This is a genomic window from Streptomyces broussonetiae (genome assembly GCF_009796285.1).
GTDB lineage: Bacteria > Actinomycetota > Actinomycetes > Streptomycetales > Streptomycetaceae > Streptomyces > Streptomyces broussonetiae.
In genome coordinates this window covers 426,403-450,336 of sequence record NZ_CP047020.1, presented here as the reverse complement: position 1 = coordinate 450,336, position 23,934 = coordinate 426,403, and the positions used below count along the sequence as shown (strand labels likewise).

The window sequence follows — 23,934 nt, the reverse complement described above, 5'->3', positions numbered from 1 at the left end:
CAGTCTTTCACCCGCATTGGTGCGGGGCATTTCGGGCGAGCAGCCGAGGTTCGTTGCCTTCTGCCGCCGTGGTGACAACCTCCCTTCACCCTGAACGGGCTCCGTTTGAGCCTGGTCTGGTACCCACTTAGCCTGACAACATGCGCACGCCGCGGTTGACGGTCGTCTGCGCGGGGTCGTGGGGAGCCACGATCGCTTCGCTGGCTGCCCGCAACGGCCCGGTCCTGTTGTGGGCGCGCAAGCCGGAACTGGCCGAGCGCATTACTGCGGCGCATGAGAACCCGGACTACCTGCCGGAGCAGCCGTTGCATCCGGATTTGCGGGCGACATCGTCGCTGCCGGATGCCGCCGAGCAGGCGGACGTGATTGTCATGGCTGTGCCGACGCACGCGTTCCGGCAGGTCCTCGCCGAGCTGGCGCTGCATATCCGTCCCTGGATCCCGGTGGTGAGTGTCGCCAAGGGTTTCGAGGAAGACACCGACAAGCGGATGACCGAGGTGATCCAGGAGGAGCTTCCCGGTCACCCGGCGGGCGTCCTGTCCGGGCCGACCCTGGCCAAGGAGGTTGTCGAGGGGCTGGCCGCCGCGGCCGTCGTCGCGATGCCTGATCTCTCCGTGGCGCAGCGTCTGCAGAGCTTGCTGCGGACCAGGCGTTTCCGCGTGTACACGGCCACTGACGTGATCGGTGTGGACGTTGGCGGAGCGGTCAAGAACGTCATTGCGATCGCCGCAGGCATGGCGGACGGCCTGGGAACCGGGGACAACACCCGCGCCCTGGTGATCAGCCGTGGAGTCTCCGAGATGACCCGCCTGGGAGTCGCCCAGGGCGGCAGGCCGGCCACCTTCGCCGGCTTGACCGGCCTCGGCGATGCCATAGCGACCAGCATCAGCCCGCTCAGCCGCAACCGGAGTCTGGGGGTGCGGATCGCGCAGGGCAGGACCGTCGACGAGGTGACGCAGGGATCACGCATGGTGATGGAAGGCGTTCGCGCCTCCCGGGCGGCGTACGAGATTGCACAGAAATGCGGTGTGGACGTTCCCATCATCAGTGAGCAGCCGAGGGCCGGCCTCCAGGCGCCACATCGTCCCGTCTCGACCGCGCTGTCCGGCAGGCCGCCGCTCTCGGAGTCGACGAGACGGAGACCGCGGCATGGCGGAAAGCCGCGGACGCGATGACCCTGCCGTACAACAGCGAACTGGGCGTCCACGAGCAGTCCCGGGGCTTCACCAGTCGTCGGCCCTGGAACTTCGCGGACACCGATCCCGACGGCTATCCGCTGATGCAGCACTTCCCCTACTTCGCCCTCTACAGCCAACAGGTCATCAAGCAAGCGGACCTGATCCTGGCGATGTACATCTTCAGCGACGCCGTCGACCAGGAACAGAAGGCACGCAACTTCGCCTACTACGAGCCGTTGACCGTTCGGGATTCCTCGCTCTCCGCCTGTGCCCAGGCAGCCCTGGCCGTCGAGGCCGGCTACCTGCGACTCGCCTACGACTACCTGGGCGAGGCTGCGTTGATGGACCTGGCGGACGTGGAGAACAACACCAGGTACGGCCTGCACATCGCCTCCCTGGCCGGCAGCTGGATCGCCCTGGTATGCGGCTTCGGCGGCGTGCGGTGGCGCGCCGACACCCTGCACTTCGCCCCCAGACTGCCCGGAAAACTCAGTCGCCTCGCGTTCTCGGTACACGTGAGGCAGCGATGCCTGCGGGTTGAGATCACGGGCGGGCAAGCCTCGTACACCCTGACCGAGGGAGAGCCGATACAGATCCAGCACTACGAAGAGCCCGTGACGGTTTCACGGGGCACGGTGCAAAGCTGCCCCCTTCACCCGCCGCCCCCCCCCCGGCCCGAGCCCACCTCACCCCCAGGACGCCGCCCGCAGCGTCCGCGTTGACGCCGACGCGAGGCGGGGCGTCGCACAGCGCCCCGCCCCACGGACCGGGGACCACAAGCGCCTCTTCCGGATTCAGCCCTTGATCTCGATATGGCGCGGCTTAGCGGCCTGGGACTTGGGTGCGGTGACCGTCAGTTCGACGCCGACGAGGGACAAAGTGATCTTGCCGACCGCAGGGCCGGGACAACTACTGCCAGGACCTCGGTGGTCAAACGACGTCGAAGTCGTCAACAGAAACCCGGATACTTGTGCGTTTCACGCCGTGAAAAGGCGTTGGGTGGTCGAGCGAGGTTTCGGTTGGTTCATGATGTACCGCCGTCGGGCCCGCGACTGCGAGACCCGCACCGTCAGCTCCGAATCGGTGATCCATGTCGCTTCGGTCGACAACTTCACCAGGCGCATAACGGACGGGACCACCCCCACCTGGCGAGGAGCTTACTGGGTTATCAAGGGCAATCCACGTACTTCAAGCGCCCCCTCAGGGAGAGATGAGCTGCTGGCCGCCATCGATGTCGTACGTCGCGCCGGTGAGCGCGTCGTTGCACATGATGTGCACGGCCAGTGCGGCGACGTCGGCCGGGCCGACGACCCGTCGGATGGGCAGTGTGGCGCGCAGCTGCTGGCGCCGGGCTTCAAGCCGATCGCCCAGGAGCGAGGCCGACAGAGGGGTGTCGACGAATCCGGCAGCGATGAGGTTCACGCGGATGGGCGCCAGTTCTAGCGCCAGGTTGACGATCAGAGCGGGCGAAGCCGCGGTGAGGGCGGACGCGATGGCCAGGCCGACACCGGGACGCCGAGCACCGGTGCCGCCCATGAACAAGAGCGTGCCTCCGGGGCGGACCTTGTCACGGCCACAGAGGGCGACCCCGAGCGTCAACGCGAGACGCCGGCCGAAGTCGCCGCAGGCGGCGGCTAGGTCCATCTCCGCCAAGGGCACGTAAGTGGGGCCGCCGCCTGTGACCATCACGTGGTCGATCGGTCCGGGCAGATCGTGGAAGAACTGCTTGAGGCGACCGGTGTCGGTGGCATCGAACGCCGCGGTGCCGACAGGCTCGATCTCACGCGCAGCTCGCTCCAGCTTTTCGGAGTCGCGGCCGACCAGAACCACCTGGCCCCCGTCAGCGCGCACCTGGCGGGCTGTTTCGAGTCAGATGCCCGCGCTGCCGCCGATCACCACCACCGTCTGGTCCGAACGTCCGAACGTCCGACGCACCGCGGTCGCCGCGGCCTCGAGCGGGCCGCGGCGACCGGTTCCCGGGCGGTTCCTCACACCTGGGGGACGCCTCCGGTGGCGGGGGTGCGGGTCGCGCGCAGGTGCTGGGCGAGCAGGGCGAGGGCGCAGAGGGCGGCGACCGTCGCCGCGTAGGTGACGAACGTGTCCTGCAGGCCGGCGTGTGTGGCGGCGATGCCGGCGATCACGGCCGGGATGCTGAAGGCCAGGTAGGAGATGACGAAGGCGACGGAGAGCAGCTCGCTGCGTTCGGCGGGGCGGGCTATCCGGGCCAGGGTGCCGAAGCTGGCGAGGGCGGAGCCGCCGAAGCCGACGCCCGCGATCGCGGTTCCGAGGGCGGCCGCGGTCAGGGAGTGCTCCTCCACACCGGTCAGGGCGACGGCCGTGCCGACGAGGAGCAGGGTCGCGCTGACGGCGAGGGTCCGTCCGACGGGCCAGCCGCGCAGGGCGAGGGCGGTGAGGAAGGCTGGGCCGGTGAGCAGGGTGACCACGAGTCCGCCGACGACGTGGCTGGAGAGACCGAACAGGCCGACGGCGACGGACGGGCCGAGCGAGAGGTAGAGGCCGCCGAGCGCCCAGCTCGCGATGAGGATCGGGACCAGGCTCAGCAGGTCGGCCCGCAGGTGGGGGGCGACCCGCAGGCGGGGCTGGAGCGAGCGGGCGGCGCCCGGGCGGCGCAGCGAGGTCTCGGGCAGGGCCGACAGGAGGGCGCCGGCCACCACGAGGGCGAGGAGCAGCAGCACGTAGACGAGGCGGGTGGGGTGCGGCCCGTACTCGATGAGGAGCCCGCATCCGAGCGAACCCAGTCCGAGTCCCAAGGTGGGCGCGGTGCCCGTGACGAGGCCAGCCCGGTGCGGGGCGTGCGCGGGATTGAGGTCGGACAGTGCGGCGCCGAGCGTGGTCATGGCGGCCCCGGTCGCGATGCCCTGGATGAAGCGTGCCGTCAGCAGCAGGCCGACGTTGCCCGCGGTGAGGAACAGGACCATCGAGACCGCTTCGAGGGCGATCGCGGAGAGCAGGACCGGACGGCGGCCGAGGTGGTCGGAGAGGGCGCCGAGGATGAGCAGCGCCCCGATCATGCCGAGCACGTAGACGGCGAAGACCGTGGTGAGGGTGGTGGCGGAGAAGTGCCATTCCTGCTGGTAGACGACATAGAGCGGGGAGGGCGCGCTGGAGGCGGCCATGAACAGCACGAAGACGACCGCGAGGGAGGCGAAGGCGACGGGACGGCTCAGCCGTCGTCGCCTCTCCTCTGGTGGCGCCATCCGGTCGGTGGGCGGCAGGGAGGGCTGGAGCTGGGACGGGGCGGGACCGGACACGACGCGACTCCAAAAAGCAGTGATCGATGCGTTTAGGACGCTACCACTAACGCAACGATCGGTGCGATAATTTCCCCATGGCTGACTCATTGACCCAGGTACGTCCCGGCGGCCGCTCCGCGAAGGTGCGGGCGGCCGTCCATCGCGCCGTCGCAGAACTCCTCGCCGAGGAGGAAGCGGAGACACTGACCCTGCCCGCCGTGGCCGCGCGCGCCGGCGTGCACCCCACCACCCTGTACCGGCGCTGGGGGTCCACCGCCCAGCTACTCAACGACGTCGCCACCAGCCGCTTCACCGACGACCTGGTCGTCCCCGACTCCGGCTCCCTCGTCGGCGACCTCCAGCGCTGGCTCGCCGAAGTGGCCACCGACGTCGCCGACCCGGACACGCTTGCCCTCATGCGCGCGACGATCGGCTCCGGCCCGGCAGGCGGCTGCGCCTGCGTCGAGGACCGCCACCGCCAGCTCGGCGCGATCATCCGGCGTGAACAGGACCGCGGGGGGACGGCACTCGACGTGGAGACCGCGGCGGACTTCCTCCTCGGCCCGCTCTACTATCGCGCCATTTTCACCCCCGAGCCCGCCTCCGCCGACTGGGCCCGCACACTGGTGTCCACCTATCTGGCGACGCTCCGGACGCCCTGAGCCGCACACGGATCGCGGGGGCGCGGCGTGGCACACGCACATGCGTCTCGCCTGGGCGGTCCCTTCGGCATCGCAGGCCTGCTGCCGTCGTTCGGCACCGTTGGGACGGCCTGGTCAACGCGATGATGGAGTCGTTCTGGTCCTCGATGCAGATCGAGCTGCTCAACCGCAAGCGCTGGAAGGCCCGGGTCGAACTGGCCAACGCGATCTTCGAGTTCATCGAGATCTTCTACAACCGCCAGAGACGACATTCAGCACTGGGCTACCGCACCCCCATCGAGTACGAACTACTCTCCGCACAAGACACCATCCACGCGGCCAGTTGGCCACCGCAGCTGGAACCCAAACTGTGGGGCAGGTCAACCTCACCCGAACCTGCAGCAGACCCTTTGGAGCGTTCGCACAGTGAAGACACCTCGGTGGTGGACAGCTCGCGAGGGGGGAAGCGTCGTCGTGGGCGATAACGGTCGTACGATCAGGGCGGTCGAGAGCTGGGGTTCGTGCGAGAACCGCCCTCGTGTCGAAGCCCGTGAATCCACTCACACCGTGACGCTGTTATTGAAACGGACGTGGCCTCTGTGGGGAGGACGTGGCGACGAGGCCACCTGTCGCCACAACGCTGGTGAGAAGATCAGCGTCCGCTTGGACGCTCCACTTGGCGACAGGACCTTGACCGATAGGTTCACTGGGTGTCCTATCCCCTTCAGGACCACCCCCTGACCGCTTTGGCCTCCGCCTCGCCGTGCTTTCAGCACGGCGAGGCGGAGGCCAAACCCCCGGTGGCGTGCATGGCCTGGACGTCTCAGGCCGGAAAGCTTTGGTTCCGGGGCACGGGCTGTTTCAGGGGTAGCAGGGCCTGGAGCTCGCGAGCGACGGCGTGATCGAATAGGGGATGACATCGTTCTGGACCGGTAAGCGGGTACGCCTGCGCGGTATCGAGCCCGACGACTGGACGGCGTTCATGCGCTTCGCCGCGGACGAGGAGGGGCTGGGAGACCTGCTGCAGCCGCCTCGTTCCGCCGAGGGCTACCGCGCCTGGGCGAGGGAGCAAGCCGCTGCCACATCCGATGGTGACTGCTTCCAGTTGGCGATCGAGGCCGTCGAGACGGGCACGATAGTCGGTGCGGTCGGCTCGCATGTTGCTGACAGTCGTGCCGGCTGGTTCGAGTACGGAGTGACGATCGGTACTGACCACCGGCGCAAGGGCTACGCGGTTGAAGCCGTCGTGCTGCTGCTGCGCTTCATGTTCGCCGAGCGGCGCTGTCACCGGTGCCAGGCGCGGATCTTCGCCCACAACGAAGCGTCGCTGACACTCCATCAGCGGCTCGGATTCACCGAGGAAGGCCGCCTGCGCGATCACGTGTTCGCCGCCGGCCGGCATCATGATCTCGTCATGATGGGCGTGCTCGCCGATGAGTTCGCCCAACTGCACCCGATCAGCGAACTGTGAATTGATCGGCTAGTACTCCAGCAGCACTTTGACGTTTTCCCTGTTCAGGGGCGGTTTGGGTGAGTGTAGTGGGCTGGTTGGCGGCCTGTGTTCTCTTTCCCGGGCCGCCCCTCGATCGTGTGCAGGCGCCGCTGATAGTGGCAGCGGCGCGGGCAGCCTCCCGGCGTGATCGACGAGCGTGCAGTTGAGATCTGGAACGACGAGCTCGAGGAACTCTTCCTGCGTACCGGCCACCGCTTCAGGCGTGTCGAGCCGCGTCGCAGGATGCGTGACTACATCCGTGGACTGCTGGGCCCGGTCGGCCGCAAGAACGGCTGGCAGCTGGCCGAATACGCCGGTCACCGCACACCCGACCGCCTCCAGCGGCTCCTCAACGGCGCCCGCTGGGACGCCGATGAACTCCGCGACGACCTGCAGCACTACGTGGCCGAACGGCTCGGAGAGCCCGACGGGACTCTCATCCTCGACGACACCGGCTTCCTCAAGAAAGGCACTACCTCGGCCGGCGTGCAGCGCCAGTACTCCGGCACCGCCGGCCGCACCGAGAACTGCCAGATCGGCGTGTTCGCCGCCTACGCCACCACGCGCGGACGCGCCCTGGTGGACCGGGAGTTGTATCTGCCCAAGTCCTGGACTGACGACCGCGACCGCTGCCGCGCCGCCCACATTCCTGACGAGCGGGCCTTCGCCACCAAGCCTGACCTGGCCAAGGCCATGGTGCTGCGGGCGATCGCCTCGCCGCTGCCGATCGCCTGGGTGACCGCGGACTCGGCCTACGGCCAGGAGTGTCGGCTGCGCCGCATGCTGGAGGAGACCGGCCTGGGATATGTGCTCGCGGTCCCCAAGTCCCAGCAGGTGCCGCGCTTCGGACGCATCGATCACCTCTTCTCCCAGGCACCCAACGAGGCGTGGGAGCGACGTTCGTGCGGTGACGGCGTGAAGGGCCCGCGCGTCTACCACTGGGCCGCCCTGCAGATCGCGTCCATCGAAGACTTCGACACCGAGATGCCCACCCACCAGCGGTGGGCACTGGCACGCCGCAGCATCAACAAACCCGAGGAGATCGCCTACTACCTCGCCTACGCCCCGCTGGGCACCACGGTCGAGCACCTGGTCCGCGTCGCCGGGGTGCGCTGGGCCATCGAGGAAGCCTTCCAGGCCGCGAAGAACGAATGCGGCCTCGACCAGTACGAAGTCCGCCGCTACACAGGCTGGATGCGACACATCACCCTGGCCATGCTGGCGCATGCTTTCCTCGCCGTGATGGCCGCCGACGCCGCGGCAAAAGGGGCAGCAGAAACGGTTCCTGCCTCGCGCCCCTCACCGTGGCAGAAGTTCGGCGGCTCCTGGCAACTGGCCACTCACCCATCACCGCTCACCAGCCCCTCATCAGCGCACGCGCACTGAGATGGTCACATTGGCGCAGACGACGCCAAGCCGTCGCTCGCCGCTGCCACTATCAGCGGCGCCTGCACACGATCGAGGGGCGGCCCGGGAAAGAGAACACAGGCCGCCAACCAGCCCACTACACTCACCCAAACCGCCCCTGAAAAGGGAAAACGTCAAAGTGCTGCTGGAGTACTAGTGTGATGCGCCAGAAATCCTGAGGATTAGCTACTACCCTGTTGTCATGTCGCATCCCGGGCCTTCTGCTGTGGAGATCACGCTGTCCGAGGCCGAGCGCGTCGAGTTAGTGCGCCGGACGCAATTGCCGCACCGGCGCTCAGCTGAGAAGGCTCGCATCATCCTGGCGTGCGCTGACGGGATGTCAAACGCGGGTGTTGCACGGATCGTCGGTGTCCAGGCCAAGACGGTGGGCAAGTGGCGTCGGGCTTTCGCCGCGGAGCGGATGGCGGGTCTTCAGGACGCCGGCTGGATTGGCCGGCCGAAGGCCGACCTGGTCCTCGACGATGCTGAGCGTAGGCAGTTGACGCAGTGGGCACGGCAGGCGAAGACCGCCCAGTTCCTCGCGTTGCGAGCTAAGATCGTGCTGCGCTGCGCGGAGGGCGGGACGAACCAGCAGGCCGCTGCCGACCTCGGTATCGACAGGTCGACCGTGGACCGCTGGCGGGCCCGGTTCATCGCAAAACGCCTCGATGGTCTGCATGACGAGCCGCGCTCGGGCCGGCCGCCTTCGATCCTCCTCGACCAGGTCGAGGAGGTCGTCGTGGCCACCCTGGAGTCGGTCCCGGGCCAGGACACGCAATGGTCACGGGCCTCGATGGCCCAGCGCACCGGCCTGTCGAAGTCTTCGATCGGGCGGATCTGGAAGCGGTTCGATCTCAAGCCCCATCTGCAGGACTCCTTCAAGCTGTCCACCGATCCGCAGTTCGTCGCCAAGGTCGTCGACGTTGTCGGCCTGTACCACCACCCGCCCGAGAAGGCGGTCGTGCTCTGTGTGGACGAGAAGTCCCAGATCCAGGCGCTGGACCGGTCCCAGCCGGTGCTGCCGATGATGCCGGGCATGCCCGAACGGCGTACCCACGACTATCTGCGGCACGGCATCACCAGCCTGTTCGCCGCCTTCAACATCGCCGACGGCACTGTCATATCGGCACTGCACCGCCGCCACCGGGCGATCGAGTTCAAGAAGTTCCTGACCCGGATCGACAAAGCGGTGCCCGCCGGGCTCGACGTGCACCTCGTCTGTGACAACTACGCCACCCACAACACCGCCGAGATCAGGACGTGGCTCGGCAAACACCCCCGCTTCCACGTCCACTTCACCCCCACCGGATCCTCCTGGATGAACCAGGTGGAACGGTGGTTCGGCCTGCTCACCGACAAACTCATCCGCCGCGGCGTCCACACCTCCGTGAAGGCAATGGAAGACGACATCACCGCATGGATCAACACCTGGAACGAGAACCCGCGACCCTTCACCTGGACCAAGACCGCCGACGAGATCCTCAAATCCCTCGCCGACTACCTCGCCAAGGTCGGAACCACCGGCCAGAAAACAGAGCAGAACTAACCCTCAGGATTTCTGGCGCATCACACTAGTTCTGTGACCGGAAACGATCACCGGGGTGCGCAGGCGTGCCAGCTGTGGATGGCCGGTCTGATGGGAGGCCCTGGTGATGGGCAGCGGTTGAGGCGGCGGCACAATGACGTCGTGGAGCCCACCAGCCAGATCATCGTCGCCTTGGATTGTGACAACCGTGCAGCCGCTGACGACATCGTCGAGCGGCTGGGGGACGAGTGCCGTTTCTACAAGGTCGGCCTGGAACTGCTCACCGCGGTTGGCCCGGACTTCATCAAGCATCTCGTTGCGCAGGGCAAGGAGGTCTTCCTGGACCTTAAGCTCTTCGAGATCCCCAACTCGGTTGCTGGTGCGGTCCGTGCCGCAGGAACTCTCGGTGTCTCCATGGTGACCGTGCACAGCATGGGCGGTGTGGGCATCATGACTGCCGCCGTCGATGCCGCCCGCGACTTCCCTGACCTGCGCGTGCTTGCCTTGACCGTGGTCACCAGCATGACCGACGGGGATCTTGCCGACATCGGCGTCGGTGCTTCGACGCAGGAGCAGGTGCGCCGGTTGGCTCAGTTGGCGGCCAGGGTCGGCTGCCACGGTCTGATCGCCTCACCGCAGGACGTGGCAGCCTTGCGGAGCGCGCTGGGTGCCGACGGCCTGATCGTCACGCCGGGAGTTGCACTGCCCGGTGAATCATCGTGCGAGCATGCCCGCTCCGGGACGCCGCGTGCTGCCATTGCTGCCGGAGCCTCCCATGTCGTCGTGGGCCGAACGGTCACGCGCGCCACGGACCCGGCGGCCGCATTCCGTCTCGTTCGCGCCGACCTCGGTTCGTAACGGGCGCATCCCGCAATGGGCGGGGTCAAGCCGGGATGGCCAGTGGTCGGCCGCCCCACCGGATGCCTTTCTCGCTGCGGACGCGGGCGCGTTCGCGCCGCTGGGCAGCCAGGACGGCGGGGTGCCGCGCATTCTGGTTGCGCCAGCGCAGATAGCGGTGCAACTCCCGTGTCTGAACAGTGTGGTTGGGATGGTTGGAGTTGGCGAGGGTGAACTGCCGCGCCGGTCCTGAGTGCGCCTCGATGGGGTTCGCCCAAGACGCGTTCGTCGGCGTGAAGCACGGCTTGACCTTGTTCTCAGCTGCCCAGCGGCGAATCCTGGCGCCCTTGTGGGCTGACAGGTTGTCCAGGATCACGTGGATCGGGGCACCGTCCGGACGTGCGGCGCGGATCGACTTCAGCGCAGCCCAGCTGGAGCCGATGCCCTTGCGGCGTCGGTCGACACCCCACAGGGTGTCGTCGCCGACCGAGTAGCAACCATGGAAGTACGTGGTGCCGTGGGTGCGGTGGTAAGTCGCCGGCAACCGGTCGGGCCTGCCCCGCTCGGCCCAGCACGAGCCGGAGGCCGGGCGGATACCGAGCGGGCCGAACTCGTCGAAGGCGAAGGTCCGCTCAGGCCGGTGGGTCAGCGCGTACTCGATCCGATCCAGCTTGGTGTCGAAGTCCGGGTCGCTGAGTGAGGACGGCGGGGTGCGAAGAGCACACCCGGCCAAGCGGGGCCAATGCGGCGGGACACGATCGCTGGAAGCTGGCCTCGCCTGCGGGGACCGCTGTCGTGCTTCGACTTGATCAGTGGGGTTCTGGTCGCGCGGCCCTGGCAGCGCGCTCGATTTCTGTGCGCCGGTTGTCCCAGAACGTGTCGTCCTCTTCCTGCTGGGCGGCGCTGGCCGCGTCGACTCCCACCGTGCCGTCGAGGTGCTCGCGCAGGATGTCGGCGTGACCGGCGTGCCGGCTGGTCTCGGTGAGGACGTGGACCAGGATGTTGAACAGCTTCACCTCGGGGCGTGGCCACCACGGCACGTGGCCGGGGGCGTCGATGGCCAGGGCGTCGATCGTCGCGTCGGCGTGATCCCACACTCGCCGGTAGCGGTCGACGATCTCCGCGCGGCTCTCGTGCTCGGTCACCCACATGTCGGCGCCGCGCTCAGCCTCGTCGTCCCACCGCGGCAGGGGCTCGGGGAACGGCCGGTCAAAGACCTCGCCGAAGTACCTGGCCTCCCAGAACGACAGATGCTTGATCAGGCCGAGAAGGTTGGTCCCGGTTGAGGTCAGCGGGCGGCGAATATCGTATTCGGAGAGCCCGTCGAGCTTGGAGAGCATCGCCTCGCGGATCCAACGCAGGTCGTCGTGCAGGTAGTTCTTCGCATAGGCATCGATCACGGGACGTGAGCCTGCCAGCTGCTTTTGGTGGGCTCAACCTCACACCGCGCCTCGGCCGTTGCCGGCAGAAGCTGTCGAACGCGGGGGTCACCGTGGGCGCGGGCCGGGTTGGGAGACGTTCGGCCCGGCCCGCGTCGCCTGTGGCAGTGTTCGGTTCAACGAGTCGTTGGCCTCTTGGTCACCTGGCACTCCGGCCTGGACTGCGTGAGTTGTCCATGAGGCGGTGCCAGATGTACCTGAGCCGCCACTGGCGGCCCTTCTCCGGCTCCTTCGGCTAGGCCCAGCGCAGGCCGATCGCGGAGAGCTGTTCCACCCGCTCCGGTGACAGGTTCGCGGCCCTGCTGCGCTGGTTGCCGATCCACGCTCCCAGCTTCAGGTGCCGCTCCTACTGGTCCCCGCCGTCGGCGTCGCCGATGACGATCCGTTCGGTGTGTCCCCTGGGTACGTGGAGGTGTCCTCGCGTTCGTAGTACTGGCAGGCGGCGTCGTAGTTCATCGCCCACCGGTCGGAATGCGCCCGGCGAGGCTTCGGCTTCTCCTCCTCGGCTGCGGGCTCGATCCCGAGGACGTGCTCGCACATCCACTGCTGGACGACGCTGAGCGTGTCGAAACCGAGCCGCTGCTGGCCCACCCACCGTCTGAGGTCTTCACCCTGGTCCACGGCCTGGCCCGGCACGGTGGGCAGTGTGCCGCCGGCCAGGTGCCGACGGACGAGGTGGAAGATGCGCTGCCACGCCACGGGCCAGGTCGGGCACCACGCCGGGTCGACGTCCTCCAACTGCTCGCGCCGCTCCGCCGACAGCGTCCCGGCACGGACGTCAGCGCGCTGGTTCTTCAGCCAGATACCGACCTTGTGGCCCCGGTGGACGGCGTCCAACGGCGCCACAAGGTGCCCGTTCTCCGTGGCCCACCCGCGTGCCGCGGTGAGTCCTTCTTCCCACGCGACGTCACGGTGTGACCAGACCATGCCCAGCTGCTCGAGTTGCTGGACGCGTTCGCCGTCGAGGCGCTCGCGGGCGTAGTGCCGGCGGGCGTCGGCGATCCACTGCCCGGCGCGAAGCCGGCGAGCGAGGCCGGCCACACCTCACGCACAACCTCCTCGCCCTCCGCCCTCGGCTTCCTGCTCCCGGCCATCGGGAACGCGGAAGGTGAACGGGACCTTCAGATCACCGTGTTAGCGGGCGTAGACGCCGGAGGCCTCCACGCCGCGCCGCCAGTGTTCCTTTTCGGGGTTGAGGACGCGCAGGTTGATGAACGCGGCGAGGGCGGACGGGGCGCGCGGGGTGCTGAATTTCAGCAGCACCGAGACGAAGACGCCGTCTTCGCTCTCGGCGTGCTCTTCGTCCTGGCCTCCCTTGCGGCTCTGGACGCCTTTGGATCGGCTGGGCGCCTGTGGCACGGCCAAGGCCTCCACGATGCGGGTGTCGTGCGCCCGCAGGGCGTCCAAGAGCTTCGCCAGGCCGCCGTAGGCCTTGCTGGTGAGCACGTTGTCCGCACTCTCCCCGGGCCCGAGCAGGATCGGCACCACCAGCGAGGCCACCTTGCCCTCGCCAGGCTGGATCCGCAGCGCCCGGCCGACGGCCTGGACCAGGTCGGGCATGGACCCGCGTACGTCGGCGAAGTACACGCTGTCGCAGTTCTTGGTGTCGATACCCTCGCCCAGGACCTTCGCCGACCCCAAAAAGCGCCTTGCCTCGTCCGTGTCGCCGCCGGCGAACTCGCTCAGCACGCGCCGCCGGTGGACCGCAGGATGGTCACCGCACAGCCAGTCCGCCCAGATCTCGGGCGGGTACAGCTGCGGGTCGCCTGCGTGCAGTTGCACGGCGACGTCCGGGAGGGCTGGCCGCGAAAGCCTCGGCTTCCTTGACCAGGTGGTGGAAGACCAGCGTCCTACGGAAGTCCTCCTCGGCCGCCGGCTTCACCAGCGACGTCTGCAGAGCCGCGATCCGGGCCCCGCACACCTCGTCCGACCGCGCGTCCTCGCCCAGCAACTGCGCGGCCTGGAGCCGGGTGTCCGTGATGTCGACGCACACCACCTGGTACGGCGCGCAGATCCCCCAGTCGATCGCCTCGGACAATGTGAGCGTGCAGCAGCGCACCCCGAAGGGTCCGTCCGGATCGTCCATATGGTCGACCTGGGCTCCGAGTGGGGCCAGTACGAGTACGTCACCAACATCGGCTTTGTGGCCTGAGTCCGCGCCCTGGCGACCACTCTTGCATGGTCCCTGGTGCGGCAACGACACGGTGAACCGCTGATCCGAGTCGCTTGAGGACGCGCCGGCCGAGACGAGGGGGAGAACCCCGTGCCCGTACGATGCCGGTGTGACCGCTCGCCGCATCCTTGGCGTCGGCCCGGAGGCCGCGCACGGCATCCGCGCCCCGCAGGCCGACTTGCTTGCCTCTCTTCCCTCAGTCCGTCTCCCCGACCTCGACGGATTGAGGGCCTGGGGTGTTCTCGGTAATCACCGGGCGGTGTCCCCGGCCCCGCGGCGGACCCTCGGAGCAGGCGGCCGCGCGGACGAAGCCGCGCCATCCGGTCCTTCTTCCTGAGGAGTCCGCAACAGCGGAGGACCGGAAACCTCCCACCATCGGGGGCGGGTAGAACCGAAAGAGCCCCAGCCGGTGGGTATCCCGGCTGGGGCCTCTTTGCGCTCGGCGTTACGCGGGGCGGATGTTCTCGGCCTGCGGGCCCTTCGGGCCCTGCGTGATGTCGAACTCGACCTTCTGGCCCTCCTGGAGCTCGCGGAAGCCCTGGGCGGCGATGTTCGAGTAGTGGGCGAAGACGTCCGGGCCGCCGCCTTCCTGCTCGATGAAGCCGAAGCCCTTTTCCGCGTTGAACCACTTCACAGTGCCCTTGGCCATGTGCTGTCTCCTTCGAGGGGACTCGTGTCGGGTCCCGCACCGTGCGGCCCCGGAGGTGATCGCCCTGGTCCGGAGAGGCGTTGAACAGCAAAAACGCCCGCGATGGCGATCACGGGCGAACGGAACTTCGGAACCACGACTGCTGATGACGACGCTACACCGGCTGGTGGCACTCGGCCGGAAAGCACCACGACGAACGCGTTCCGTGGGGTGACCGGCCGCCACTGGCAGCCGTCCCCCAAGCGCGCCTCACCTGGCGCTGGGTGAGACTGAGGCTATGGCTGAGCGTCGCGTGATCGTGGATCCGCCCGGTGAGGGCGGTGGCCGGCAGGTCCGTGTCGACGCCGAGTTCCTCGGTAGGGCGTACAGCCTGCACGATCTGAGCGTGTTCCTTCAGCGCGCCGGGTTGGAAGGCGTGGATGAGGTGGATGTGATGGAGCATCCGCTGATCGAGTGGCATGGCGGCGGTCCGGAGGTGTGGGAGCACTGAGTGCTCCGCCGCGACTCTGGCGCCGGGTGTCACCCGTTTGTCGCACGTGGGTTCGGGTTCGCTGGCCAGTGCGCCCCGACCCGTGACTCGGGGCCTGTCGGCATCTTCGAGAGAAGGAGACACGGTCATGCCTTGAGGAAGGATCCAGGTGTGGGACCGGATGCAGGGGAAGATCCGAGATGATGAAGGTGGGCCCGTGCTGGACTTCACCGTCGGCGACCTCCTGAATCCCAGCGAGGGCCTGGGGTTGCAGAAGGGGGACGCCGTCGAGCTGCACTTCGACCAGGAACAAGAACGACATGCGGTCGAGGCCGAGACGGCCTGAGGCCCGACAGCACCGTGAGACAGGCACCGCCCCGCTGACCTCGGGGTGGTGCCTGCGTGGGCTTGTGAGTCACGGTGGTCGGCGTAGAAGGTGCCGGGGCCCATCGGGGGCGTCCCGAGCTTCCGTGGCACTCCGTCCCCGGGCCCGGCCGGACCACTGCGAATGACCGGCTGCCAGGCCCGCGTCTGCCTCCACTCCGCGAGTCCGCGTCCGGCTGCGGGGAGTGCGCGGTCGCGCTCGTCAAAGGAGGGCCGCTTCTGTGGCGGGCCGTGTCGGTGGGCGTTCTTGGTTACAGTCCGCAGGAGCCGCGGTCGAGGTGGAAGTAGCGGGCGTTGGCCCAGCGGCACAGCCGGATACCGACGGTGACGCCGAGGATGGTGACCAGCGCGGGCAGGTATCCGCCGGCGACCTGGACGATCGGTATTGCCGGGCAGCCGCCGGAGATCGCCCATCCGGTACCGAACAGGACTGCGCCGGGGACCACGCCGGCGTGGATGCGCCCGGGGATGCGGGGGACCCGCAGCAGGGCGAATGCGCAGACGATGATCACGACGGCGCCGGCGAAGGACAGGAGCATGCGCAGGTCCTGGAAGGTGAACATGCGGTTCAGCTCGGTGTAGTCGCCGAAGCCGATGTTGGAGACGGTGTAGCCGAGAGTGAGGCCGGTGAGGATGTTGGCCACGAGAATCGCACCCCGGGTACGCATCAGATCACCTTCCACAGCAGGAACGACACCGCGACGGCGGTGCCGAAGAACACGGCGGTCGCAACCAGGCTGACCGGGCGCAGACGGCCGCAGCCGCTGAGTCCGTGGCCGGAGCTGCACCCGCCGGCCAGCCGGGTGCCGAAGCCGACCAGCACGCCTCCGACGAACAGCAGGACGACCATGGTGGTCGGATCGGCGGTGACCACGTTCCTGAATCCCGGGCCCATGTCGAAGCGGAGGTGGAACCGCCCGGAGGTGACCGCGGCGATCAGTCCGCCGAAGAAGATCGATACCAGCAGGGCAGCCTGGGTGGCCAGCGGGGCAGGGGCCTGGCCCGTGACCGAGGTGTCCTCACGCACCGTCGGTTCGGCGTCCGTCTCGGGCAGTTGCGGTGTCCCGTGCGGAGCAGACGGCACGGTGGGTGCGGCGGGGCTGGTGCCGAAGTGCTCCGCTGTGGCTGCGGCGAGAGCGTCAGCCAGGGCACGCTCGTCGGTGAACTCCTCGTCCATCCGCTCGAGGCGGCGTTCCCTGCGCCAGTGCAACACGCGGTCCCACGCGGACGACACCCCGAAAGACCGGTCCGTGGCGAGGGTGTAGTTGATGGTGATCAGAGCGAGCCCGGCAGCGCCGGCCCACCAGGGCCAGTAGCCGCTCATGCGGGGCCTCCCATCCATTCGGTGAATCGAGCCCACCAGCCGCGCTTTGAGTCGGGTCCATGCTCCGTGTGCCGAGATGGGTGGTCTGGAGGCTGGGGAAACGGTGGCGGTGGTGACGGTCGGTAGTGCGAGACCGGTATCGTCGGAGATGCCGCCCGGAACTGAGCCATGGCCTCGGGTGTCGCGGCCACTGGTTCTGACGGCTCTGGTGGCCAGGCAGATGCCGGCTGCGACCAGGTCGCGCTCTGCGGCGGCCAGGGGTTGTGTTGTGATGGAGGGGCCTGCTGGGGTTCCTGCACCGGGTCGGCGGCGCCGGACCGGTCCTGGCCGGTGGGTGTGTCTTCAAGGTGCCGTGCGCGGGCTCCGTTGGGCAGCAGGCTGATCGGCACACGCTCGCCGGTGAGTGACACCTGGTAGCGCGCACAGCCGAGCCACTGGTCCTCGCTGTCGCAGTAGTAGTCGCGCCAACCCTGCAAGCTCGCCCTGAGCAAGGGGAAAAGGGGGCATCCTGGGGCGTGCGAGCAACTCACGTTGCTCCCTTCTGACCGGCGCACACCACCCGTTCCGTGAGGGCGGTTGCCGTTCTCGGTCTCTCGCCCTCGCCGCGCCCGGGTCGACCATCTCAATGGGCGCGGTGATGGCCTGTCACGATGCGGAGCAGTGCCTTCCTTTCTCGACCGGGCGAGATGGAACCATTGTTTCGGTGTTCCGAGCAACTTCAGGGGGATTCCGGACGTGACCGCTTGACATCGCTGAGTGAGGTACGCCATGCCATATCGGGGCGTTATGCACCCTCTTGGCTGTTCTTTCTGTCGGCGGGAGTCAGTTGTTCGTGGAGACAGTGCACGGACAGGGGTTGGTTGTGGCGAAAATGTGAATTCGGCCGTGACGAAACTGTTGATATTACTGGTCCGTTAATGAGGGCGCCGAGGAAGGGGAATCATGTGCCGACGTGCTGTCTGCCAGTCGTGCCGGAAGGTGACCTATGAGGGCTGTGGGAGACACGTGGAGCATGTGCTCGCCGACGTGCCGACACCTCACCGATGCAGGTGCGAGTCGGCGGAGCGCAACCCCGCACCGGCAGGGGAGTCGGTGACTCGAACGGAGCCGGGCCGGCCGGGCGGGGCGGTGCGACGCATTCCTCGAGGCGTGGACGGTTCGGCGGGCCGGTCAAAGGATGGCTGGTGGACGCGGCTCATCGCGTGGATGAAAAGCCCAGCGTGAAGTAATCCGCGTGCACTGCAGCGCTACGCCGGCGTCCGTGATGTCCCGAGTATGGCTGCCTGTATGGGAACCTGGCCGCATGTTCGCACGTCGGGGCAATTTTCCGGACGGAATGGGTGAGAGCGATTCGGGTACCGCAACAGCCCCCGACTGCCGGTGCTCGCGTGATTCGTGACCAAGTTATGCAGGAGAACATGGCGCTCCTTCACAGAGTTGTTGGTCTCGCAACGGTACCCATTTCCCTGTGACATTCCTGACCTGCGGCGCGCTGTTGGAAGTGACCCCGTGCGGGGTCATGGCGCCCATCCTCCAGGGGGAGGCTCTGCAGGCGCCGACGTGCTGGGGCAGGTTCGGTTCCCCCCGTGCCGGGCCTGCCCCGCTCCTACAGCCCCGAGAGTCGGGTGGTGTTGGGTGCTCCAGGGGTGCGACGGCCCGGCACTCCGGTGCGCTGTAGGAGTGGTTCCTGGGACCCAGGGGCCTCGTGGCACCTGCTCGCCCCCAAATTCTGAGCGGGTAGTCGCGCAATGAGGGGCAGGCGGGTGAACCCCCGTTGTCTGCCTGCCCCATGCGCACCCCGGCGCCCGGTCCGAGAGGGAGTGCGCGTCGGTTTCGGCAACCAGGACTGCGAACCACCGGGCGCGGGGGAACAACGAGCAACACGATGATCGGGGTGGGTGTGCAGGGTCTGCTGGCGGACCGCTATGAGCTGCAGGAGCTGCTGGGACGCGGCGCGATGGGCGAGGTGTGGCGGGCCCGTGACCACCTCCTCGGGCGGCCCGTGGCCGTCAAACTGCTGCATGCCCAGGAGGCGGAGGACGCCGAGCGATTCCGCCTGGAGGCGCAGATCGCGGGTCGGCTCAACCACCCCAACGTCGTGGGCATGTACGACTTCGGCTCCCACCATGACCAGCCCCACCTGGTCATGGAACTCGTCGACGGCCGGAACCTGGCCCAGGAACGCTCCCTGCGCCGCGTTCTGGCGCCGGCTGAGGCGGCGGCCATCACGGCCCAGGCGGCCGCCGGCCTCTGCGCGGCACACCAGCAGGGCGTGGTTCACCGGGACGTCAAACCCGCGAACGTGATGCTGACCACCGACCGCACGGTGAAGATCACCGACTTCGGCATCGCACGCTTCGCCGAGGAGGCCGCCAGCGGCCTGACCGCCACAGGCAAGATCATCGGCACCGCCGACTACCTGGCTCCCGAACGCGCGTTGGGCCGCCCCGCGCAGCCCGCGTCCGACGTCTACTCCCTCGGTTGTGTCCTGTACGAACTGCTCACCGGGCGGCCCCCGTTCACTGGAGCCACGTCACTGGCCGCGGTCCAGCAGCACGTCAGTGCCACACCACAACCGCCCGACCGCCTGCACCTCGGCATACCGCAGCCTCTCTCCGACTACGTGCTGCGCATGCTCGCGAAGGACCCGGCCCACCGGCCCACCGCCGAGCAGGCAGCCGCCTGGCTGGCCGCGCAGGGCGGAACGCCGCGGCCGGCCGAGCCCGACGGCACCTCCCTCATGCCCGCCCCGGCAATTCCATCGCCTTCAGCCCCGCACGCCGGTGAATCCGGCGCGGGCATCCACTCCCACTCCGGCAGTCGCCGCAAACTGGCCTCCAAAGCCGTTCTCGGCGGCGCCGGCCTCGCGCTGTTCGCCGGCGCCACCGCCCTCGGCGCCTCGCTCAATTCCGGCGCCACGACACCTACGTCTCCAGCCTCTCGCTCACCCACGCACATCGCACCAACACCCGCCGGACGGACCCCTGCCACGACGCCGTCGCCTGCCCCTCCGTCCGCCATGACGTCACCCAGGCCGGAGCGCGGCGGCGACAAGAGCGGCGAGTGGTCAGGCAAGCACAATGACGGGACAGGAGGAAAAGGACGGCAACGGCACTTGGGTGACTGAGCCGCCGGGAGATGCCACGTACAGCCGTGAGGGCAGACAGAAGCGAGGACTGACGAAGGCCTTCGAGCAGGCCGTTGGATGGCGTCCCGTGCTCGGCCTCCGGTAGCGGCTGGGCCGAGAAGCACGCCGAGCGCACCCGCGTGCACGCCACCGGTGGTGAGCGGGCCGAGATCACCGCCGTCTGCCTGCACCACGGCCTCTACACGGTCACCGTCACGCCGGCTGCCGGCGGCTACCTCCACCTCGCCTACCGGAACATGGTCAAAGAACTCGCCGCCACCGGCACGCACAAAACCCTGTACGTGATGGTGAAGGGTGGCGGCTGAGTATTCGACTCCCACCTCGTCGACGGCGCCCTACAAGCCGTGGGCCTCACCACCGGGCAGCTCCCCTCCCGGCTGTCCTGCCCGCAGATCGTCAGCGACACGGGCGCTCACTGCGGCACCGATCACACCAACAGCCGGGCCGCAGCCCGGTGCAGCGCCCTTCCGTCCAGGGCCGCCTGATCCCAATGGTGCGCAGCACGGCTGTGCCAACGGCGGCGGCCTCGGGGGGGGGGGGGGGCTTGCCGCGGTCAGGCGAGGGCGCCCCGGAGATAGCCCGGCAGGGCTTGGCGGATGGCGGGGTCTGCCGTCCAGCCAGGGCCCGTGAGTTGACTGGGTGTGGTGATGGACTGGCTGCCGTTGTCCGTGCGGACGATGACACGGAACGTTTCACCCCTGGTGGGCCGCTCGGCAAGGTATGCGGCCAGGACGGTCCGACCCCACTCGGCGGGGTCCGCGCCGGTTGTCGCGCGGCCGTAGTCTTTGCAGATCCATACGCGGCTGAACGGCTCGTGCATCTGGATCTCCCACCTCAAGCAGCGGGTCATGTCTTCGCGGATCACGACCGCGATCATGCCCCCCGAGCGGACCTCACATACCATTACCTACGGGTACTGGCTGGAATCGGGCCTCGTCCACGGCCGAGACGGCCGGTTCGGCTCTGCGCACATGCGCTGCCACCTTGCCCTGGACGGTCTCTCGCTCTCCCTCCACGGGGTGCGGTGCATCGCGGTCCGGCTGCTGCCGAAGGAGTACGGAGAGCGGTTCCCCGGCCACGGCGACCCACCGATGGAGCACGGTGGCCAGGATCTGTTCGGGGAACGCGAGCTGGGGCGGACGGCCGCGAGAACAAGCCGAAACGGCCCGTCACCTGCACTGACGAGCCGTCACGCAATGCCGACATTGGGGGAAAAGCAGTCATGACCCTCACCGGGCGCCGCACCGATCCCGCCCGCGCCACCCAGCTCGTGCGCGCTCTGCTCGTCATGACGAACCTCGAAGTCAACCGCTGACAGACGATCTACTCCGCAGACAGCCGCCCACAACCAGCGTGAGCGCACTCCGAGCACCAGTCACACCAGCCCGTTCACCAGCGATTTCAAGTAGGCGGAGGCTCAGTGGTGACTGCACATCCTCAGCGGTTTGCGTAGGTGTGCCGAACCTGCCGTGCTCGCCGGACTCGGCTGCGTGACCAGGCGTGCACCTATGCGCCGCTGCCTCGAGGAGTAGCCGGGCGCGGGAGTGGGGGAGCATCTGCTCAGCTGCTGCTCGTCCGTGAGGGCACGTCATGAGTGTGTTGTGTCGCGCTGTTCCGTTGGTGGCGCTGTCCTGCCTTGCGCTGGCGGGGTGTTCGTCTTCCGGAACGCATTCCGGTGGCGGTGCGGCGGAGAAGAACGGTGCGTCGGCTGCCGGGCCGTCGGGTTCGGCCCCAGCCGCAGGTTCGGTGGGGGAGATCCCGGTGGGTGCGGGGCCGCAGAAGACGTACACGGTGCAGTAGCAGCCGCCCGCGGGCAGCTGTCACTACCGGTACGAGAAGGGCGAGCCGCTGCTGGACCTGAAGTGCACGCCGGGTGCGACGTCGCCGACGGTGACGCAGGCGAATCTGGCGCAGACGATCTGCCGCAAGGGCGGCTACACCAAGGGCATCCGGCCGTCGGCGGCGGTCACCGGGAAGGAGAAGTAGCTGAACGCCGCCTCCTACGGCTACACCGGCAGTCTCGGGGACGCCGAGGAGGACCACGACATCAGCCTCGAGCTCGGTGGCGACCCGAACGACGCCCGCAACCTGTGGGTGGAGCCGCCGGACCCGGGCCACAAGCCGGGCTCCGGGGTGAACAACCTGAAGGACCCGGTGGAGACGAAGCTCCACACTGCGGTCTGTTCCGGCAGGGTCACACTGAGGGCGGCGCAGCAGGCGATCGTCACCGACTGGACCACCGCGTTGAGCAAGCTCGGACTGACCTGACAACCGGGCCTGCGAGCTGTGGAGTGAAGCGAGTGGAGGGGAACGGGTGTTATGGGGTTGAGTCGGCGGTGCCCGGCCCCGTAGGGCGAGGCTGGTCGGCGGCCTTCACGTGCTGATCCTGTGGCTGGGGTGGGGAGGTGGGGCGTACGGCGAGCAGGGCGGTGTCGTCGGTGGCGTCGGCGGTCAGCCCGCTGAGCAGCTCGTCGCAGAAGACGTCCAGGGGTTCGCGGGCGAGGGCGGCGGCGTGCTGGCGCAGCCGGGTCAGTCCGCGGTCGATGTCTTCGCTGCGGCGCTCGATCAGTCCGTCGGTGTACAGCAGGACGGTGCAGTTCGTGGGCAGGTCGTCGATGGCGGTCGGGCGCCGGTGCCCGGGGTCCAGACCGATCAGCAGTCCCGCGCCCGTCTCCAGGTAGCGGGTGTCGCCCTCGGCGGTGGTCAGCAGCGGCGGCAGATGCCCGGCCGCGGCATGGTGCAGAACCCAGGGGCCGCCGCCCTTTTCGGGGCCTTTCACCAGGGCGTAGATGCACGTCGCGGTCGCCTCCGGGGTCAGCGTGTGGCTGGCGATGTCCAGGCGGCGCAGGACTTCGCCGGGGGGCTCCTGGCGGTCCACGGCGATACCGCGCAGCATGTTGCGCAGGGCGCTCATGGCGACAGCCGCCTGCAGGTCATGGCCGGTCACGTCACCGATGGCCAGCACCGTGTCGCCCTCGGGCAGGACGAAGGCGTCGTACCAGTCCCCGCCGACTTGCGCGATCGTCTGCGCGGGGGCGTAGCGGGCGGTGATCTGCAGCTGCTCGACCTCCGGCAGCTTCGGCAGCAGGGAGCGTTGGAAGCGCTCGGCGATGGCCCGGGTCTGCTGGTACAGCCGGGTGTTGTCCACCTGCAGCGCCAGGCTGCGGACCAGGTCCTCGAACAGTGGGAGATCATCGTCGGTGAACGGGTGGCCGGCATCGGTGCGCGCCACGGTCAGGGCGCCGAGGACCTCCCGGCGGGCCCGCAGCGGGGTGATGACGGCGCTGCGCGCATCCAGCTGCTCGAACAACTCCAGCTGCCGGGCGTGCAGCGGGTTGTCCGCTCGGCTCGGCGGAAGAAGCTCGGTGAGCAGCAGTGGGCCCGCGCCACGCAGCACCCGCGGCAGCGGCCCGTCCGCATCCTGCGGCACCGGCGGCAGAGGCCCTTCGAATCCCCCCGGCACCAGCTTCTCGGGGGTGCGGTGGACCACGACGGCCCGCTCCAGCCCGCCGGCCTCGTCCAACAGGTCGACCACGCACCAGTCTCCCAGCCGCCCGGCCAGCACCCGGCACGCCCGCCGCAGCCCCTCCCGCAGGTCCAGCGTGCTGGCCAGCGCCGCCTGGGCATCTGCCAGCAACGACAGACGGTCCACCAGCGCCTTGCCGCCCTCGTCATCACCCATGCCTTACGCCTTCCCTGGACGGTCTTCGGCTGACGGCCAGGGCTCGGTAATGCCACCGTTCAGGCGATCAGCCCAGGCCACGCGGTCACCGGCGTGCGTCGCCGGGCGCGAGCAGACCGGTGACCTGGGTGAGGGACACGTCGAAGAGGCGTACCTTCGTCGACGCCGCCGGACGGCCGCCTGTTGGCTTCACACAGGCGGTGCCACCAGGTCCGCGGGCGTATTCCCGTTGTGGGGCGGCGTGCGCTTGTGTGCCCGGCCCCCGGTGAGCAGTGGCGTGTGAAGACGGGGGAAGCTTGCGGGGCTGAGCCGGTGGTGCCCGGCCCCGTAGG

Annotated in this window: 22 protein-coding genes and 5 pseudogenes; 14 read left to right on the top strand and 13 right to left on the bottom strand. The window is 68.5% G+C overall.

Annotated elements, in window-relative coordinates:
* Positions 1–140 precede the first annotated feature (140 nt).
* The 3 genes and pseudogenes from GQF42_RS45490 to GQF42_RS02275 form a co-directional block, all read left to right on the top strand.
* Positions 141–1,175: an NAD(P)H-dependent glycerol-3-phosphate dehydrogenase gene (locus GQF42_RS45490; RefSeq protein WP_233273190.1), complete on the top strand. Its 1,035-nt coding sequence runs from the start codon at positions 141–143 to the stop codon at positions 1,173–1,175.
* Positions 1,076–1,900, top strand: a pseudogene (locus GQF42_RS02280) (glycosyl hydrolase family 65 protein); the annotation flags it as partial. The gene GQF42_RS45490 and the pseudogene GQF42_RS02280, both read left to right, overlap by 100 nt.
* 214 nt (positions 1,901–2,114) lie before the next feature.
* Positions 2,115–2,339, top strand: a pseudogene (locus tag GQF42_RS02275) (transposase); the annotation flags it as partial.
* A 39-nt stretch (positions 2,340–2,378) separates the two neighbouring features.
* Here the strand turns inward: GQF42_RS02275 and GQF42_RS02270 are convergent.
* Together GQF42_RS02270 and GQF42_RS02265 are read right to left on the bottom strand one after the other, a co-directional pair.
* Positions 2,379–3,032: pseudogene (locus GQF42_RS02270) on the bottom strand (SDR family oxidoreductase); the annotation flags it as partial.
* Between the two features lie 134 nt (positions 3,033–3,166).
* Positions 3,167–4,450, bottom strand: a complete 1,284-nt coding sequence (locus tag GQF42_RS02265) for an MFS transporter (protein WP_158917152.1) — start codon at positions 4,448–4,450, stop codon at positions 3,167–3,169.
* A 77-nt stretch (positions 4,451–4,527) separates the two neighbouring features.
* On the opposite strand from GQF42_RS02265, the gene GQF42_RS02260 reads away from it, so the two are divergent.
* The 6 genes and pseudogenes from GQF42_RS02260 to pyrF all read left to right on the top strand — a co-directional run bounded on the left by GQF42_RS02260 (position 4,528) and on the right by pyrF (position 10,355).
* Positions 4,528–5,094, top strand: a complete 567-nt coding sequence (locus GQF42_RS02260) for a TetR-like C-terminal domain-containing protein (protein ID WP_158917150.1) — start codon at positions 4,528–4,530, stop codon at positions 5,092–5,094.
* A gap of 72 nt (positions 5,095–5,166) precedes the next feature.
* Positions 5,167–5,384 (top strand): annotated as a pseudogene (locus GQF42_RS45485) (integrase core domain-containing protein); the annotation flags it as partial.
* Positions 5,385–5,986: 602 nt separating this feature from the next.
* The gene (locus GQF42_RS02250; protein ID WP_158917148.1) at positions 5,987–6,544 is read left to right on the top strand and encodes a GNAT family N-acetyltransferase; all 558 of its coding nucleotides are present in this window, start codon (positions 5,987–5,989) and stop codon (positions 6,542–6,544) included.
* Positions 6,545–6,709: 165 nt separating this feature from the next.
* A complete protein-coding gene (locus GQF42_RS02245; protein WP_456115196.1) occupies positions 6,710–7,951 on the top strand; it encodes an IS701 family transposase in 1,242 nt (413 codons plus the stop codon).
* A 247-nt stretch (positions 7,952–8,198) separates the two neighbouring features.
* On the top strand, positions 8,199–9,518 hold the full coding sequence (locus tag GQF42_RS02240) for an IS630 family transposase (RefSeq protein ID WP_158929679.1): 1,320 nt from the start codon (positions 8,199–8,201) through the stop codon (positions 9,516–9,518).
* A 141-nt stretch (positions 9,519–9,659) separates the two neighbouring features.
* The gene (gene pyrF / locus GQF42_RS02235) at positions 9,660–10,355 is read left to right on the top strand and encodes an orotidine-5'-phosphate decarboxylase (RefSeq protein ID WP_158917146.1); all 696 of its coding nucleotides are present in this window, start codon (positions 9,660–9,662) and stop codon (positions 10,353–10,355) included.
* 25 nt (positions 10,356–10,380) lie between these two features.
* On the opposite strand, the pseudogene GQF42_RS02230 reads toward pyrF, so the two are convergent.
* From GQF42_RS02230 to GQF42_RS02215, 7 genes and pseudogenes are all read right to left on the bottom strand, one after another.
* Positions 10,381–11,025 (bottom strand): annotated as a pseudogene (locus tag GQF42_RS02230) (transposase); the annotation flags it as partial.
* 118 nt (positions 11,026–11,143) lie between these two features.
* On the bottom strand, positions 11,144–11,734 hold the full coding sequence (locus GQF42_RS02225; protein WP_158917144.1) for a DinB family protein: 591 nt from the start codon (positions 11,732–11,734) through the stop codon (positions 11,144–11,146).
* A gap of 274 nt (positions 11,735–12,008) precedes the next feature.
* Positions 12,009–12,092: a hypothetical protein gene (locus GQF42_RS47170; RefSeq protein WP_325100407.1), complete on the bottom strand. Its 84-nt coding sequence runs from the start codon at positions 12,090–12,092 to the stop codon at positions 12,009–12,011.
* A gap of 14 nt (positions 12,093–12,106) precedes the next feature.
* Entirely contained in the window at positions 12,107–12,814 is a 708-nt protein-coding gene (locus GQF42_RS47165) for a helicase associated domain-containing protein (protein WP_325100286.1), read from the bottom strand.
* Between the two features lie 93 nt (positions 12,815–12,907).
* Positions 12,908–13,555 (bottom strand): helicase-related protein, encoded by a 648-nt coding sequence (locus tag GQF42_RS47160; RefSeq protein ID WP_325100285.1) that lies wholly within the window; start codon positions 13,553–13,555, stop codon positions 12,908–12,910.
* Complete coding sequence (locus GQF42_RS47155; protein ID WP_325100284.1) at positions 13,488–13,859, bottom strand: hypothetical protein; 372 nt, start codon at positions 13,857–13,859, stop codon at positions 13,488–13,490. Before GQF42_RS47155 ends, GQF42_RS47160 begins: the two co-directional genes overlap by 68 nt.
* A gap of 532 nt (positions 13,860–14,391) precedes the next feature.
* A complete protein-coding gene (locus tag GQF42_RS02215) occupies positions 14,392–14,595 on the bottom strand; it encodes a cold-shock protein (protein WP_158917142.1) in 204 nt (67 codons plus the stop codon).
* Between the two features lie 277 nt (positions 14,596–14,872).
* On the opposite strand from GQF42_RS02215, the gene GQF42_RS02210 reads away from it, so the two are divergent.
* On the top strand, positions 14,873–15,085 hold the full coding sequence (locus tag GQF42_RS02210; protein ID WP_158917140.1) for a hypothetical protein: 213 nt from the start codon (positions 14,873–14,875) through the stop codon (positions 15,083–15,085).
* Positions 15,086–15,281: 196 nt separating this feature from the next.
* Positions 15,282–15,410, top strand: coding sequence for a hypothetical protein (locus tag GQF42_RS46825; RefSeq protein ID WP_267906115.1), 129 nt, complete (start codon positions 15,282–15,284; stop codon positions 15,408–15,410).
* 289 nt (positions 15,411–15,699) lie between these two features.
* Here the strand turns inward: GQF42_RS46825 and GQF42_RS02205 are convergent, their stop codons facing one another.
* Together GQF42_RS02205 and GQF42_RS02200 are read right to left on the bottom strand one after the other, a co-directional pair.
* Positions 15,700–16,116, bottom strand: a complete 417-nt coding sequence (locus GQF42_RS02205; RefSeq protein ID WP_158917138.1) for a YeeE/YedE thiosulfate transporter family protein — start codon at positions 16,114–16,116, stop codon at positions 15,700–15,702.
* The gene (locus tag GQF42_RS02200) at positions 16,116–16,772 is read right to left on the bottom strand and encodes a YeeE/YedE family protein (RefSeq protein ID WP_158917136.1); all 657 of its coding nucleotides are present in this window, start codon (positions 16,770–16,772) and stop codon (positions 16,116–16,118) included. Before GQF42_RS02200 ends, GQF42_RS02205 begins: the two co-directional genes overlap by 1 nt.
* A 1,885-nt stretch (positions 16,773–18,657) precedes the next feature.
* On the opposite strand from GQF42_RS02200, the gene GQF42_RS02195 reads away from it, so the two are divergent.
* The gene (locus tag GQF42_RS02195; protein WP_158917134.1) at positions 18,658–19,899 is read left to right on the top strand and encodes a serine/threonine-protein kinase; all 1,242 of its coding nucleotides are present in this window, start codon (positions 18,658–18,660) and stop codon (positions 19,897–19,899) included.
* 74 nt (positions 19,900–19,973) lie between these two features.
* Entirely contained in the window at positions 19,974–20,225 is a 252-nt protein-coding gene (locus tag GQF42_RS02190; RefSeq protein WP_325100283.1) for a hypothetical protein, read from the top strand.
* Between the two features lie 248 nt (positions 20,226–20,473).
* Here GQF42_RS02190 and GQF42_RS02185 read toward each other — a convergent pair whose 3' ends face one another.
* Positions 20,474–20,797, bottom strand: coding sequence for a hypothetical protein (locus tag GQF42_RS02185; protein WP_158917132.1), 324 nt, complete (start codon positions 20,795–20,797; stop codon positions 20,474–20,476).
* Between the two features lie 1,217 nt (positions 20,798–22,014).
* Between GQF42_RS02185 and GQF42_RS47150 the strand changes: the two genes are divergently transcribed.
* Positions 22,015–22,188: a hypothetical protein gene (locus tag GQF42_RS47150; protein ID WP_325100282.1), complete on the top strand. Its 174-nt coding sequence runs from the start codon at positions 22,015–22,017 to the stop codon at positions 22,186–22,188.
* 49 nt (positions 22,189–22,237) lie between these two features.
* Here GQF42_RS47150 and GQF42_RS02170 read toward each other — a convergent pair whose 3' ends face one another.
* Positions 22,238–23,602, bottom strand: coding sequence for a PP2C family protein-serine/threonine phosphatase (locus tag GQF42_RS02170; protein ID WP_158917130.1), 1,365 nt, complete (start codon positions 23,600–23,602; stop codon positions 22,238–22,240).
* Between the last annotated feature and the right edge of the window lie 332 nt (positions 23,603–23,934).

Excerpts from the sequence above, each read along its gene's own strand:
- GQF42_RS45490 (WP_233273190.1), top strand. The coding sequence starts at position 141 with ATGCGCACGCCGCGGTTGACGGTCGTCTGCGCGGGGTCGTGGGGAGCC.
- GQF42_RS02210 (WP_158917140.1), top strand. The coding sequence starts at position 14,873 with ATGGCTGAGCGTCGCGTGATCGTGGATCCGCCCGGTGAGGGCGGTGGC.
- GQF42_RS02250 (WP_158917148.1), top strand. The coding sequence starts at position 5,987 with ATGACATCGTTCTGGACCGGTAAGCGGGTACGCCTGCGCGGTATCGAG.
- GQF42_RS02260 (WP_158917150.1), top strand. The coding sequence starts at position 4,528 with ATGGCTGACTCATTGACCCAGGTACGTCCCGGCGGCCGCTCCGCGAAG.
- GQF42_RS02215 (WP_158917142.1), bottom strand. The coding sequence starts at position 14,595 with ATGGCCAAGGGCACTGTGAAGTGGTTCAACGCGGAAAAGGGCTTCGGC.
- GQF42_RS02195 (WP_158917134.1), top strand. The coding sequence starts at position 18,658 with ATGATCGGGGTGGGTGTGCAGGGTCTGCTGGCGGACCGCTATGAGCTG.
- GQF42_RS47155 (WP_325100284.1), bottom strand. The coding sequence starts at position 13,859 with ATGGACGATCCGGACGGACCCTTCGGGGTGCGCTGCTGCACGCTCACA.
- GQF42_RS02200 (WP_158917136.1), bottom strand. The coding sequence starts at position 16,772 with ATGAGCGGCTACTGGCCCTGGTGGGCCGGCGCTGCCGGGCTCGCTCTG.
- GQF42_RS02185 (WP_158917132.1), bottom strand. The coding sequence starts at position 20,797 with ATGATCGCGGTCGTGATCCGCGAAGACATGACCCGCTGCTTGAGGTGG.
- GQF42_RS02205 (WP_158917138.1), bottom strand. The coding sequence starts at position 16,116 with ATGCGTACCCGGGGTGCGATTCTCGTGGCCAACATCCTCACCGGCCTC.
- GQF42_RS02170 (WP_158917130.1), bottom strand. The coding sequence starts at position 23,602 with ATGGGTGATGACGAGGGCGGCAAGGCGCTGGTGGACCGTCTGTCGTTG.